General features: G+C 40.2%; 11 protein-coding genes. All 11 read left to right on the top strand.

Features of this window, described 5'->3' with window-relative positions; all coding sequences use genetic code 11:
* Positions 1 to 38: 38 nt before the first annotated feature.
* The 11 genes from relA (at position 39) to HWV01_RS19915 (ending at position 14,380) form a co-directional block, all read left to right on the top strand.
* Positions 39 to 2,285, top strand: a complete 2,247-nt coding sequence (gene relA / locus HWV01_RS19965) for a GTP diphosphokinase (RefSeq protein WP_211673176.1) — start codon at positions 39 to 41, stop codon at positions 2,283 to 2,285.
* Between the two features lie 381 nt (positions 2,286 to 2,666).
* Positions 2,667 to 5,873: an HD domain-containing phosphohydrolase gene (locus HWV01_RS19960; RefSeq protein ID WP_211673175.1), complete on the top strand. Its 3,207-nt coding sequence runs from the start codon at positions 2,667 to 2,669 to the stop codon at positions 5,871 to 5,873.
* A 207-nt stretch (positions 5,874 to 6,080) separates the two neighbouring features.
* A complete protein-coding gene (gene mazG, locus HWV01_RS19955) occupies positions 6,081 to 6,884 on the top strand; it encodes a nucleoside triphosphate pyrophosphohydrolase (RefSeq protein WP_211673174.1) in 804 nt (267 codons plus the stop codon).
* A 152-nt stretch (positions 6,885 to 7,036) separates the two neighbouring features.
* Complete coding sequence (locus HWV01_RS19950; protein ID WP_211673173.1) at positions 7,037 to 8,674, top strand: CTP synthase; 1,638 nt, start codon at positions 7,037 to 7,039, stop codon at positions 8,672 to 8,674.
* A 69-nt stretch (positions 8,675 to 8,743) separates the two neighbouring features.
* Positions 8,744 to 10,045 (top strand): phosphopyruvate hydratase, encoded by a 1,302-nt coding sequence (gene eno / locus HWV01_RS19945; protein WP_211673172.1) that lies wholly within the window; start codon positions 8,744 to 8,746, stop codon positions 10,043 to 10,045.
* A gap of 125 nt (positions 10,046 to 10,170) precedes the next feature.
* On the top strand, positions 10,171 to 10,449 hold the full coding sequence (ftsB, locus tag HWV01_RS19940; RefSeq protein WP_211673171.1) for a cell division protein FtsB: 279 nt from the start codon (positions 10,171 to 10,173) through the stop codon (positions 10,447 to 10,449).
* Positions 10,450 to 10,458: 9 nt separating this feature from the next.
* Entirely contained in the window at positions 10,459 to 11,151 is a 693-nt protein-coding gene (gene ispD / locus HWV01_RS19935; protein WP_211673170.1) for a 2-C-methyl-D-erythritol 4-phosphate cytidylyltransferase, read from the top strand.
* Positions 11,152 to 11,163: 12 nt separating this feature from the next.
* Positions 11,164 to 11,643 carry a 2-C-methyl-D-erythritol 2,4-cyclodiphosphate synthase gene (gene ispF, locus HWV01_RS19930; RefSeq protein ID WP_211673169.1) on the top strand — a complete coding sequence of 160 codons (480 nt, stop codon included), beginning with the start codon at positions 11,164 to 11,166 and terminating at the stop codon, positions 11,641 to 11,643.
* 17 nt (positions 11,644 to 11,660) lie between these two features.
* The gene (gene truD, locus HWV01_RS19925; RefSeq protein WP_249185388.1) at positions 11,661 to 12,746 is read left to right on the top strand and encodes a tRNA pseudouridine(13) synthase TruD; all 1,086 of its coding nucleotides are present in this window, start codon (positions 11,661 to 11,663) and stop codon (positions 12,744 to 12,746) included.
* A complete protein-coding gene (locus HWV01_RS19920; protein WP_211673168.1) occupies positions 12,743 to 13,384 on the top strand; it encodes a protein-L-isoaspartate(D-aspartate) O-methyltransferase in 642 nt (213 codons plus the stop codon). Before truD ends, HWV01_RS19920 begins: the two co-directional genes overlap by 4 nt.
* Positions 13,385 to 13,447: 63 nt before the next feature.
* Entirely contained in the window at positions 13,448 to 14,380 is a 933-nt protein-coding gene (locus tag HWV01_RS19915) for a peptidoglycan DD-metalloendopeptidase family protein (RefSeq protein WP_249185387.1), read from the top strand.
* Positions 14,381 to 14,432 lie beyond the last annotated feature (52 nt).

The raw sequence follows: 14,432 nt of genomic DNA, 5'->3' as shown, positions 1-14,432 counted from the left end.
CGTGTATTTTTTGGTTTAATCTTGTTAGGAATTAAGACATGGTTGCGGTACGTGATTCTCATTTGACCAACCCGGAAGACTTTGATGCGAAGACCTGGACGTCTTCGTTAGCACTCACCTCGACAGAGCAAGATGAATTATTTGAGTTATATTCTCAATTAGCATTAAAAGAAGCAGCTGAATCCTTAGAGGATGAAGCTGAAATTCATTTCCCGTTACTTGCTTACGGGGTGGAAATGGTTGAAATATTGATGACCATGGATATGGATATGGAGACCTTAAAGGTCGCTTTGCTGTATCCATTTTTTGATGCCAAGTTATATGATAACGAACAAATTGACACCTTGTTTGGCTGCAAGCTACTACCCTTATTAGTCGCCGTTGTAGAGATGGATGCGATCCGTACGCTACAAGCAAAATCACAAAAGCCATCGGAAAGTCAGGTGGATAATCTACGCCGTATGTTAATGGCGATTGTGGATGATGTACGCGCGATTGTGATCAAATTAGCTGAACGTATTTGTCATCTTCGTCAGGTCAAAAATAAATCTGAAGAAGAACGCGTATTGGCTGCGAAAGAAATTTCAGATATTTACGCGCCTTTAGCCAACCGTTTAGGTATTGGCCAGCTTAAGTGGGAATTAGAAGATCTATCATTCCGTTATTCGCATCCTGATACCTATAAACAAATTGCGAAACTATTACTTGAACGGCGTATTGATCGTGAAGAGTTTATCGACAGCTTTGTAGCGCAAGTTAAAACGGGTGTTGAAGCTGCTGGTGGGAAAGTTGAAGTTTACGGTCGTCCCAAGCATATCTACAGCATTTGGAAAAAAATGCAGAAGAAAAACTTGGATTTCACCGGCCTCTATGACGTGCGAGCAGTACGTGTGATTGCCGCTGAATTACAGGATTGTTATGCTGCTTTGGGTGTTATTCATAATTTATTCCGTCCTATTCCCAGTGAATTTGATGACTATGTGGCAAATCCAAAAGCCAATGGTTATCAATCAATTCATACTGTTGTCGCGGTTGGTGACGAGAATAAAGCGGTTGAGGTACAGATCCGTACTAAACAAATGCACGATGACGCAGAGTTAGGTGTTGCTGCGCATTGGCGTTACAAAGAAGGTGCTGATACTACCAAGAAAGGCAGTTACGAAGAGAAAATTGCTTGGTTACGTAAATTATTAGCATGGCAAGATGATATGGCTGAAAGCGGTAGCTTAGTTGATGAGTTACGCAGTCAGGTATTTGATGATCGTGTGTATGTGTTTACCCCAAAAGGTGATGTGGTTGATATGCCACAAGGTTCAACGCCGCTTGATTTTGCTTACTATGTACATAGTATGGTTGGTCATCGCTGTATTGGAGCCAAAATCAGTGGTCGTATTGTCCCGTTCACGTATGAACTACAGACTGGCGACCAGGTTGAAATTATCACCCAGAAAAATCCCAATCCAAGTCGTGATTGGTTATTACCGAATCTCGGTTATGTGAAATCTGCACGCGCACGAGCCAAGATTAATACATACTTTAAGCGTCTTGATCGTGATAAGAATGTCGCCGCTGGTAAAGACATGCTAGAAGGTGAGTTGCATAAACTTAAACTCCAGCTGTCTGATGCGAGCTGTGCCTTCGAGCGTTTTAACTCTAATACGCTAGAAGATTTATTGGCCCAAGTTGGTAGTGGCGATGCGCGTCTTAACCAAGTAATTAACCATATTAAAGTGCTGCTATTACAGCCCAGTGCGGAAGAAGAAGATAAGCTTGCGCTAGAGTTGGTTGACCAGCAAGTACAAAAATCACAAAACCAGCAGAAGAAAAAACGCAATAAAGATCATATTGTGGTGGAAGGCATGGGAAATTTGATGACCCATATTGCGAATTGTTGTCAGCCGATCCCAGGTGATGACATTGTCGGTTATATCACGCAAGGCCGTGGTATCTCTATCCACCGTCATGGCTGTTTACAGTATGTTGATTTAAGTAATCGTCAACCAGAGCGTATTATTGATGCAGTTTGGGGCGACGATTTTAGTGGCGGTTATCGTGTTACTCTGGTGGTACATGCAACGGATCGTAGTGGTTTATTACGTGACTTAACGACTATCTTTGCTAATGATCGTATCCATGTCGTGGGTATGAATACGCGTTCTGATCCTAAGTTACAAACAGCGACGTTAGAAATTAATATCGAGCTGTATAATATTGATACCTTAAGCCATTTGACCAATCGCATGAGTCAGGTAAAAGGGGTGATTTACGCGAAGCGTTTAAGATAATTGATTACGTAAAATATGTATCTGTAATGTAGTGATCTATAAAGCCGGGATTGTGATTTCAATACCGGCTTTTATCTCAGAAATAATTTTACTTGTCGGTATGTCTACATCTGAAGTATTAGGGTAGGTATTATAGGCAAGTCTTTTTCTTGTCATTTTGCATGTTATTTCCTTCTTACCAAATAAAACTCACACCACAAAACATACTTTAATCCACACGTTAGAAACTCCTATCACCTAATTACTTGATGTACATCGCATTCCCTTTATTTTTATCGAATACTCTTTCTAATTAGACAGAGTGCTCTGTTTATTTGCGGTAGCGTATGAAAAGCATGCTTTAAAGTTGTATAAAGTCATTGAATTTAAGGAAGAATAGCGATGAAATTAAGGAAGTTTTCACTGCGCTTTACTGTCGGTACCATGTTTGTGCTTGCAACACTTATCACTGGATTTGTTGCGGTATCTTTGCAATACCATTTCAGCAAAAAAATGGCGATGGAACACACGTTGCAAAGTTTATCTAAGGCATCTTTCGATTTATCAGTATATATACAAAATTTAGAACGTGATGCCTCTAATACGGCACGCTTATTGGTTGCGATGAACCAGATGTTTGATATTCAATCTAATGAGACAGATCTTCACAATATTCTGGCCGAAGTTATGACCGAACATCCATTATTTTATAGTATCTATATTGGCTCTGATAATGATGATTTTTATCAATTAATTAACCTTGAGTCTTCGCCAGTTGTACGGGATAAAATTGCTGCCAATCGAGATGACCGCTGGGTCGTTATCAAGATAACGGGTGACAGAAATAATCGAGTTCGTGAAACTTATTATTATAATCGTGAATTTCTATTACGAGAAATGGTTACTACAAAAAGTAACTATTTCCCAACTGAAAGACCTTGGTATGAGGCTGCAAACACAGATTCAGTATTTAAAACCAAGCCCTATTTATTTCAACATTTAAAAGTTACGGGTCAAACTTACTCACTTAAGTTTAAAGAAAAAAATAACCAAATTCAGAATAGTATCTTAGGTATTGATATTGTATTGTCTTCAATCGCAGAAAAGCTATCAAGTAATTCATTCGATTTAGGTGATACCAGTGGCGTAGCGTCTTATCTATACACAAAATCTGGCGAAGTTATCTCTTCAAGTCGTGAAGTGGCTAAGAATGTTGTCATCCCTAAGTCCAACATGTTGGCGTTAACAGCGTACCAACGTAGCATTATCAGCAAAAAATCTAAAATTAAGATATCAAACCAAAACGACTGGGCGCCGCTTGATTTTTCTTTATCCGGGCAACCTCAAGGATATGCTATTGATATCTTGTTGTTGATTGAGGAAATGACTGGAATTGATTTTGAGTTTATTAATGGCTTTTCTTGGGTTGAGTTAATCGGCAAGTATAACAATAACTCTCTAGACGGATTGCACTCGTTACAGAAGAATAAGAACCATGAATATACGGGTGTATATAGCGATCCTATTTATGACTTTAACTTTGGTTTAGTGACGCGTACCACTAGTGCTGATATTCATAATTATGCCGAATTGGCAGGGCGTAAAGTCGCTATCTTATCGGGTTGGCCTATTGCAGCTAAACTACGCCAAGATTTTCCTAATATTGAGTTGATTGAATTTGCTGATAGATACGTAGCATTTGAGTCTGTTTCGAAGGGGCAAACGGATGCATTGCTAGATGTTAAACCTGTACTTATTTCTGGGTTATCACAATATTTTCACCAAAACCTCAAGTTACATGATGATATTATCGATTTAGAGAAAGAATTTTCGTCAAAATTCTATATTTTACTTAAGTCTGAAAATAATGACCTTATTCCTATTATTAATGCTGCGATAGAAAATATTAATGATAGCCAACGGGCTGCACTCACGAGTAAATGGCTTGGGGATAAAGCCATACGAGACAACATTATGGTGCCTTATCAAGACTTAGTATCACTAATAGACTTGCAAGGCAATCACGATCAAATTATTGAACGTGTCATTAATGATCAGGAAAAACTTATCTATATCAGTCCTGTTAAAGTGAACTCTAAGTCAGAAGAGTTCTTTGCTGTTGTTATCCCTAAGGCTGTGATTTATAGCAAGGTGACTGGCCAGGTACAAATATCTATTTTAGTTACAATTGTTTTCATGTTACTGATGTTGCCCGTAGCTTGGTTGTTTGGGGCTCCAATTGTACGGCCAATCCGTCAATTACGAATTGAAACTAAAAAAGTACAAGAGCGCCAGTATGATGATGTTAAATTAGTAAGTACGCCGATAAAAGAAGTCTGGGAATTATCTGAAGCCATGATGGAGATGTCAAAAGACTTACAGCAATATGAAATAGCACAAGAAGAATTCTTAGAAGCGTTTATTAAGCTTATTGCGCAAGCGATTGATGATAAATCGAAATACACGGCTGGTCATTGTAATCGTGTGCCAGAGCTTGGCATAATGTTAGCAGAGGTTACTGAGCAATGTGATTCTGCGTTATTTAAAGATTTCAAATTTGCTAACGCGGATGAGAAACGTGAATTTAGAATTGCGGCTTGGCTGCATGATTGTGGCAAGATCACGACACCTGAATATATTGTCGATAAGGGCACTAAATTAGAGGCTAATTATAACCGTATCCACGAAATTAGAACACGGTTTGAAGTGTTATGGCGTGATGCTGAAATTACCGCGCTCAAACAACAAATCGTATTACCAGAGCATAAGAGTACGATTGATGCTGCGCTTAAGGCCAAACAACAGAAGTTGACCGATGATTTTGCGTTTATTGCGGCATCGAATGTTGGCGGTGAGTTTATGAGTGATGATAAAGTTGCCCGTGTGAAGGCTTTATCAGAACAAACATGGTTACGTCATTTCGATGATAGTTTAGGACTGTCTTCGGTTGAAGAGCTGTTGAAAAAAGAATCGTTAAATACCCGTTTACCTGTGATTGAAAAATTGCTTTCAAATAAAGCCGCGCATATTGTTGAGCGAGATCGTAAAGTGGAGTTTGACCCTAAGTTTGGTATTAAGATGGATGTTCCAGAGCATCAGTATAACTTAGGAGAAGTCTATAACTTAACGATTAGCCGCGGCACGTTAACCGCGGAAGACAGGTATAAAATCAACGAGCACATGATCAGTACCATTAAGATGTTAGATAATCTCCCCTTTCCACCAGAATTAAGTCGTGTCCCGCGTTATGCTTCAACTCACCATGAAACATTAAAAGGCACGGGTTATCCGCGTAAATTGACTGCTGATGACCTTTCTATTCCTGAACGAATCTTAGTGATCGCGGATATCTTCGAAGCCCTGACCGCGTCTGACCGTCCTTATAAGAAAGCAAAACCGGTTAGTGTTGCCGTTGATATCATGTACCAGATGGCCTTGGACCAACATTTAGATATTGAGTTATTTAGATTATTCTTACAAAGCGGCACGCATATTAAATATGCGCAAAAATACCTTAACACTGAACAACTCGATGAGATTGATTTAAGTAAATATCTGCAACCAGAACAGTTAGATAATGTTGATTTAAGTAAAAAATGGACTGCTTAATAGCATCATAACGTACTGTTGATCATCATCAGATGATTCATCGTGCGTTATAAACCCTTCCTAGATCATTTAGTCACACTTCTCCAAACGTAATGAATATCATTATATACTCACTGATAAATCATTTAGTCTCAGTTATGGTTCTATATAAAGTAATGAGTCAGGATCTTGGGATTTCACATAAAAGTTGAATTAATAGGATTTATTTTGAAAGAAAAGTACACGATTAATGATTTACGGCATATTGTTGAGAAATTACGTAATCCAGATACAGGATGCCCTTGGAACCTGCAGCAAAGCTTTGCATCGATAGCTAAATTCACTTTGGAGGAAGCTTATGAAGTGGTTGATGCTATTGAACATCATGATCTAAAAGGTCTAAAAGGTCTTAAAGGTGAAGTCGGTGATCTGCTTTATCACGTACTCTATTATAGCCAATTAGGACAGGAAGAGGCGTTGTTCAGCTTCGATGACGTTATTCAGCAGCTCGCTGAGAAATTAATCCAACGTCACCCATATATTTTTGGTGAAATAAAACTACAGTCTGAATCTGAAGTTATTGCCGCATGGCAAAAACAAAAGTCGAAAGAGCGTTTTGAAAATCATAAAAAACCGGCTCAACACAGTGCATTAGACAATATTCCCAATGTTTTTCCTGCACTGGTTAGAGCGGCTAAAATACAGCAAAGAGCTGCCGATGTTAACTTTGACTTTGAAGAGTATAAGCAAGCATTATCAAAGGTTTATGAGGAGGTTGACGAAGTTGTTGCAGAAGCGGATGCTGCGGTTGTTGATCAGGCTAAGTTAGAAGAAGAATTAGGTGATTTATTGTTCTCTGTAGTGAATGTCACACGCCACCTAAAACACGATCCTGAGCAAGCACTTCGTAAGGCAAATGAAAAGTTTGAAAAAAGATTTAGACAGGTTGAAGTACTTGCATTACAGAATGGTAAGATACTAAGTGATTGTTCTGTAGAGGAAATGGAGTCATTTTGGCAGGAAGTGAAATAAAATTACAACATATGATCTACCGCACAGTTATCGAAAAACGACAATGCTATACTTGTCAACATTGTGGGATGAGGGGGATTTGTTTATAATGTCGTCCCTTCTGGTATATATTCAATAATACACATTTAATCCCTAACAACTTCAGGTTATGTATGACAACTAAGTACGTTTTTGTTACTGGTGGGGTAGTATCCTCATTAGGTAAAGGTATTGCGGCAGCATCATTAGCAGCTATTTTAGAAGCACGTGGCTTAAACGTCACAATGATGAAACTAGACCCTTACATTAACATTGATCCGGGCACAATGAGCCCGATTCAACATGGTGAAGTATTCGTAACGGACGATGGTGCTGAGACAGATCTAGATTTAGGTCACTATGAGCGCTTTATTCGTACTCACATGACTAAACGTAATAACTTTACAACAGGTAAAGTGTATTCATCAGTGCTTGCTAAAGAGCGCCGTGGTGATTACTTAGGTGCAACGATTCAGGTTATCCCACACATTACGAATGAGATCAAAGAACGCGTAATCGCGGGCAGTGAAGGCTTTGATGTTGCAGTAGTAGAAGTGGGTGGTACGGTAGGTGATATCGAATCTCAACCTTTCCTAGAAGCATTACGCCAAATGGGCGTGCAACTAGGTCGTGACCATACAATGTTTATGCATTTAACATTAGTTCCTTATTTAGGTGCTGCTGGTGAAGTTAAAACAAAACCTACACAACACTCAGTGAAAGAGCTACGTTCAATTGGTATTCAGCCTGACATCCTAATTTGTCGTTCTGATCGTAATGTACCAGCGAACGAACGTGCTAAAATCTCGTTATTCTGTAACGTAGAAGAAAAAGCCGTTATCTCACTGAAAGATGTAGACAGTATTTACAAAATTCCTGCGCTATTAAAATCACAAGGTCTAGACGAGCTAATTGTTAACCGTTTCGGTTTAACAGCACCAGAAGCCGATCTAGCTGAGTGGGAACAGGTAATTTTCGAAGAAGCTAACCCAACTGATGAACTTGTTATCGGTATGGTTGGTAAATACATCGAACTACCAGATGCTTACAAATCAGTAAATGAAGCACTTAAACATGGTGGTTTGAAAAACCGTTTCAGCGTGAAAATCAAATATATTGATTCACAAGACCTTGAAGCGAAAGGCACTGACATACTTAAAACTGTTGATGGTATCTTGGTACCAGGTGGTTTCGGTGAACGTGGCGTTGAAGGTAAAATTCTTGCAGCGAAATTTGCACGTGAAAACAAGGTTCCTTACTTTGGGATCTGTTTAGGTATGCAAGTAGCATTAATCGAGTTCGCCCGTAATGTTGCAGGTCTAGAAGGTGCACATTCAACAGAATTTAACCCAGAAACTAAGTTCCCTGTAGTTGGTCTAATTACAGAATGGATTGATGAATCAGGTAACGTTGAAGAACGTACTGGCTCATCAGATCTGGGTGGTACTATGCGTTTAGGTGCACAACTATGCCATCTGAAAGCGGGTAGTAAAGTAAGAGAAATGTACGGTAGTGCGACGATTAAAGAACGTCATCGTCACCGTTATGAAGTTAACAACAACCTTCTTCCTAAAATCGAAAAAGCAGGCCTAAAAGTAACAGGTTTATCTGCAGATAAGAAATTAGTAGAGATTGTTGAGAATCCGAATCATCCTTGGTTTGTTGCTGCGCAATTCCACCCGGAATTCACGTCAACACCACGAGATGGTCACGCATTATTTGAAGGATTCATTAATGCTGCTGGTGAGAATAAAAAATCATCAACTAGCTAATCAGAGATTTTAATATTAGTGCCGCGGTAACGCGGCATACTTAAATTTTTAATAGTTAAGGAAGTAAAAATGTCTAAGATCGTTAAAATTATTGGTCGCGAAATCATTGATTCACGTGGTAACCCTACTGTAGAAGCTGAAGTTCACCTAGAAGGTGGTTTCATCGGTATGGCACCTGCTCCATCTGGTGCATCAACTGGTTCTCGTGAAGCACTTGAATTACGTGACGGCGACAAAACTCGCTTTTTAGGTAAAGGTGTTCTTAAAGCTGTTGCAGCAATCAATGGTCCAATCGCTGAAGCACTCATTGGTAAAGATGCAACTGATCAAGCTGCAATCGACCAAGTGATGATCGACTTAGACGGTACTGAAAACAAAGCTAACTTCGGTGCTAATGCTATCCTTGCTGTTTCTCTAGCTAACGCTAAAGCGGCTGCATCTGCAAAAGGTTTACCACTTTACGCTCACATTGCTGAGTTAAACGGTACTCCTGGTCAATACTCTATGCCTCTACCAATGATGAACATCATCAACGGTGGCGAGCACGCTGATAACAACGTAGACATTCAAGAGTTCATGATCCAACCTGTTGGCGCTAAAACTCTTAAAGAAGCACTACGTATCGGTGCTGAAGTATTCCATAGTCTAGCTAAAGTACTTAAGTCTAAAGGCCTAAGCACTGCAGTTGGTGATGAAGGTGGTTTCGCCCCTGACCTAGAATCAAATGCTGCTGCACTAGCTGCAATTGAAGAAGCTGTTAAAGCTGCCGGTTATGAAATGGGTAAAGACGTTACACTTGCTATGGATTGTGCTGCTTCTGAGTTTTATAACAAAGAAGAAGGTATCTACGATCTTAAAGGCGAAGGTAAGAAATTTACTGCTGAAGAGTTTAACCACTATCTTGCTGGTCTTGTTGATCAATACCCAATCGTATCGATTGAAGATGGTCTAGATGAATCAGATTGGGCTGGTTTCAAACACCAGACTGAACTACTGGGTGACAAGATCCAATTAGTTGGTGATGATTTATTCGTGACTAATACTAAGATTTTGACACGTGGTATTGAAGAAGGTATTACTAACTCAATCTTAATCAAATTCAACCAAATTGGCACACTAACTGAAACGTTAGCTGCAATCAAAATGGCGAAAGACGCAGGCTTTACAGCTGTAATCTCTCACCGTTCTGGTGAAACTGAAGATGCAACAATTGCTGACCTTGCTGTTGGTACATGTGCAGGCCAAATCAAAACGGGTTCTATGAGCCGTTCTGATCGTGTTGCTAAGTACAACCAATTAATCCGTATCGAAGAAGCGCTAGGTGATGCTGCTCCTTTCCACGGTCTTAAAGAGGTTAAAGGTCAAGCTTAATTTGCTTAACTATTAATTCTGAATAGATTAAAAAACCCGCCTTTGAGCGGGTTTTTTTTATGTATACGCTAACCAAATTCTGCATTATATGTGACAATAACTGATTCATTTACGGGATGATTGTCATGCGCCTTCTTTATTTTTTATTAATCTCAATTCTCAGCTTGCTGATCTATCATTTTATTGCTGGTAATAACGGGGTGATGGATTACACTCGTATCGAACGTGAAGTCATCGTCCAGCAAACGAATAATCAAGTTTTAATTGATCGTAATACCGCGTTAAAAAATGAAATATTAGATTTACGCAATGGGTATGATGCGATAGAAGAGCGTACCCGTAATGAACTTGGCATGATTAAAGAAGGTGAGACCTTCTACCGTATTATTAGTGATGATAACTAGGTTAGCTAGATGACTGAACAATTTATTGCGGTTGTCCCAGCCGCTGGCGTCGGCGCCAGAATGGGCGCGAGTATACCCAAGCAATATTTGATGTTGCAAGATAAAACAGTGATTGAACACACGTTAACTGCGTTGTTAAGTCACCCTCGTATTGCGCAAGTCGTTGTGGCCCTCGGTCCGGAAGATGGCTGGTTTACTGATATTGCTATCGCCAAAGATCCGGCTATTATCCGTGTTAATGGCGGTAAAGAGCGTGCAGACTCGGTACTCGCGGGATTACATGCTTGTCAGTCGTATAATTGGGTTCTGGTACATGATGCCGCACGGCCCTGTCTTACTCATGCAGATGTGGACAGTTTGATTGCTGGCGCTCTGGCATCTGAACATGGTGCTATTCTAGGGTGTCAGGTTCGCGATACAATGAAACGTACTGATGCTAATGGTAGTATTATTGCGACGGTCGAGCGTGATTTATTATGGCATGCGTTAACACCACAAATGTTTCCCGTTAAATTATTAACCGATGCGTTAACTGCGGGATTAGCGGGTAATGCGAATATTACCGATGAGGCTTCAGCCATTGAACTATTCGGTTTAATGCCCAAAATGGTCGTTGGTCGCGCGGATAATATTAAAATTACACGTCCAGAAGACATGCCGTTAGCAACACTGTATCTACAACAGTCAGTGAATAATAAATAGGGAAAATATTTAATGTTTAGAATTGGTCATGGTTTTGATGTTCATAAATTTGGTAATGCTGGCCCTGTTATGATTAACGGTGTCGCGATCCCTTATGAACAAGGTTTTCTGGCTCACTCAGATGGTGATGTGGCGTTACATGCGATTTGCGATGCGCTACTTGGCGCTTTAGCGCTTGGTGATATTGGCCATCATTTCCCTGATACGTCGGTGGAATTCGAAAATATCGATAGCCGTATTCTATTACGCGATGTGTTTAGTAAAGTCAAAGAACTGGGTTATCGCATTGGTAATTTAGATGTCACTATTATTGCTCAAGCACCTAAAATTGCCCCACATATTCAAGCAATGCGTGCAGTATTAAGCACGGATCTTGAAACCGAATTGTCAGCGGTGAATGTGAAAGCAACGACCACTGAAAAACTCGGATTCACTGGTCGTAAAGAAGGCGTGGCATGCGAAGCTGTCGTTCTGTTAATGAAAAATACATAATAAGTGAACATAAATTAATGCAAACTAATCCTAATGCGGAGACATCAATGCTTCCTGAATTTGAATATTTATATGGCAAACCTAACGTAACTGGTTTTATTAAGCAGGAAGCTGCCGATTTTGTGGTTATTGAAGACCTTGGTTTTGAATTAACGGGTGAAGGTGAACACATCTTTATTTCCATCCGTAAAATAGGTGAAAATACCCAATATGTTGCCCGTGCATTAGCCAAAGCAGCCGGTGTTTCAGGCAAGGATGTGAGTTATGCAGGGCTTAAAGACCGCCATGCTATTACAGAACAATGGTTTGGTATTCACATGGCGGGTAAAGAAACTCCCGATTTTTCTGTGATTGAAACAGCGCAAATTAAAATATTAAAAATTGTTCGTCATAACAAGAAGTTACGTACTGGTGCATTAAAAGGTAATCAATTTACATTAAAATTAACGGACCTAAGCAGTACCGATGGATTAGCCGAGCGTTTAGAGAAAATTAAAACCACTGGCGTGCCAAACTATTTCGGTGAACAGCGATTTGGTCAAAACGGTAATAATATTGTGCGCGCACAAGCGATGTTTGCGGGTGAAAAAGTAAAAGATCGTAATAAACGAAGTTTTTATATTTCAGCTGCACGTAGTTTGATATTCAATCACGTTGTCAGTGAACGAATTAAACAGGATAAATGGCAAACTGCAATGTCAGGTGATTGCTACATTTTACAGGGGTCTAATTCATTTTTTGCGGAAGAAACCTTAACCGACGACATTATTGAACGTGTTGCCCAAGGCGCGCTACAACTATCGGCACCACTCGTTGGTAAAGGTAACAGCAGCGCGACGAACGAAGCGCTAGCATTTGAAAGCAGCATCATTACGCAATACCCAGAATTGCTTGAAGGTTTAAGTGCTGCGGGCCTACGTCAAGAGCGTAAAGCGTTAATATTACGTCCTCAAAATTTTAGCTACCAGTTAGCTGAAGATAGCCTAACAGTCAGTTTCTATCTGCCATCGGGTTGTTTTGCGACGAGTATTGTACGTGAATTGATTGAAGATAAAGTCGTTATTCGTGATTTTGACCAAGCGCCAACATCAGGAACCGTATGATTGAATTGGGTAATACAGGAGTAGCAGGGCAGCGTATAAAAGCGCTGCTTGAAGAACAAGGAATTCGAGAACCTAGCGTGTTAGCTGCAATGCAAAATACACCTCGAAACTATTTTGTTGAAGAAGCGCTAGCGTCACAGGCATGGGGAAATCAGGCTTTACCTATTGGGGCTGGGCAAACGATATCTCAGCCTTATATTGTTGCACGAATGACGGAACTGTTATTGCAAACTAAGCCAAAAAAAGTATTGGAAATCGGCACGGGTTCAGGTTATCAAACGGCTATTTTAGCGCAGGTATTTCCACTGGTTTATTCGGTGGAACGGATCCAAGCGTTACAATGGCAAGCGAAGCGTCGGTTAAAGAATCTCGATTTGCATAACGTGATGATGAAATATGGTGATGGTTGGCAAGGTTGGCAGAGCAAAGGCCCTTTCGATGCTATTATCGTGACTGCTGCCCCCGCTTCTGTACCACAAGCATTACTGACGCAACTAGTTGATGGCGGGCAACTAATTTTACCATTAGGTGTCGAATCTCAGGTGTTGCAAGTGATCACTCGTAATGGTGATACTTATACCAGTCAAAACATTGAACATGTTCGATTTGTGCCATTAATTATCGGCGATTTAGCGTGACGGTGTTTTTGCTAGGCTTGAGGAGTATGGCATTTAAATCATGAGATTAGGGAGGATTAAGCGGTGACCATCAGCAGCAGGCCTTTATGCAATATACGCCGATACCATTTATGGCTTCGTATCGCTGTTGTCTTTTTTTTAGTTCAGTTAGTTGGTTGTTCTACTGCTAATCATAGCCCTGCACCCGTCACGAGTGTTCAGGGTTATAAAACAGAGTTGAAATCAAGTATTAGTACGTCGACGTATCGCGTTAAAAAAGGGGATACCTTATATGCAATTGCATGGCGTAGTAATCAAGATTTCAAGCATCTTGCGGCATTAAATAAGATCCCTAAATCATTTCAAATTTATCCTGGGCAGCTACTTAAGCTGAAAGGAAAAATTCCGGCTCAATCTTATAGAAAGCCAAAACCAGTGACTGTGGCTAAAACTAAAACTAAAACTAAAACAACGACATCAGGCACGACTAAAACGAGTGTTAAAGCGCCCACTAGGCCATTAGTTAAACCGGTGCCGACAAAAACTGTTACGGCTAAAGTAACTCCTCCGGTAAAAGTTAAAGCGCCAGTGAAAGCAAAACCAGTTGTTGTCAAAGTCTCGAAACCGGTCGTTCGTAATAATAAATTGTCATGGGCATGGCCTGCATCAGGTAAGTTAATTAGCACTTACTCCAGCAGCAAGTCGGGACAGCAAGGGATTAACATCGGTGGTTCATTAGGGCGTAACGTACTGGCTTCTGAATCCGGTCGAGTGGTTTATTCTGGTAATGGTCTGCGTGGTTATGGCAACCTTATTATCATTAAACACAACGATGATTATCTAAGTGCTTATGCCTATAATAAAAAGTTATTAGTTAAAGAGCAGCAATGGGTTAAAGCGGGACAGAAGATTGCGAGTATGGGGAACTCTGGACCTAATTCGGGCGCTGAGCTGTATTTCGAAATTCGTTATCGTGGTAAACCCGTTAATCCGATACGTTACTTACCCAAACGTTAAGCCCGACCGAAAGTTGTTTATTAGGCTAATCTTAATAGGCTATTTACTTCAG

The organism is Moritella sp. 5 (genome assembly GCF_018219455.1).
Lineage (GTDB): Bacteria > Pseudomonadota > Gammaproteobacteria > Enterobacterales > Moritellaceae > Moritella.
Note: the sequence above shows the minus strand (reverse complement) of the source record. Positions and strands in the feature narration are given on the sequence as shown.

Excerpts from the sequence above, each read along its gene's own strand:
- relA (WP_211673176.1), top strand. The coding sequence starts at position 39 with ATGGTTGCGGTACGTGATTCTCATTTGACCAACCCGGAAGACTTTGAT.
- HWV01_RS19960 (WP_211673175.1), top strand. The coding sequence starts at position 2,667 with ATGAAATTAAGGAAGTTTTCACTGCGCTTTACTGTCGGTACCATGTTT.
- HWV01_RS19950 (WP_211673173.1), top strand. The coding sequence starts at position 7,037 with ATGACAACTAAGTACGTTTTTGTTACTGGTGGGGTAGTATCCTCATTA.
- eno (WP_211673172.1), top strand. The coding sequence starts at position 8,744 with ATGTCTAAGATCGTTAAAATTATTGGTCGCGAAATCATTGATTCACGT.
- ftsB (WP_211673171.1), top strand. The coding sequence starts at position 10,171 with ATGCGCCTTCTTTATTTTTTATTAATCTCAATTCTCAGCTTGCTGATC.
- ispD (WP_211673170.1), top strand. The coding sequence starts at position 10,459 with ATGACTGAACAATTTATTGCGGTTGTCCCAGCCGCTGGCGTCGGCGCC.
- ispF (WP_211673169.1), top strand. The coding sequence starts at position 11,164 with ATGTTTAGAATTGGTCATGGTTTTGATGTTCATAAATTTGGTAATGCT.
- truD (WP_249185388.1), top strand. The coding sequence starts at position 11,661 with ATGCAAACTAATCCTAATGCGGAGACATCAATGCTTCCTGAATTTGAA.
- HWV01_RS19920 (WP_211673168.1), top strand. The coding sequence starts at position 12,743 with ATGATTGAATTGGGTAATACAGGAGTAGCAGGGCAGCGTATAAAAGCG.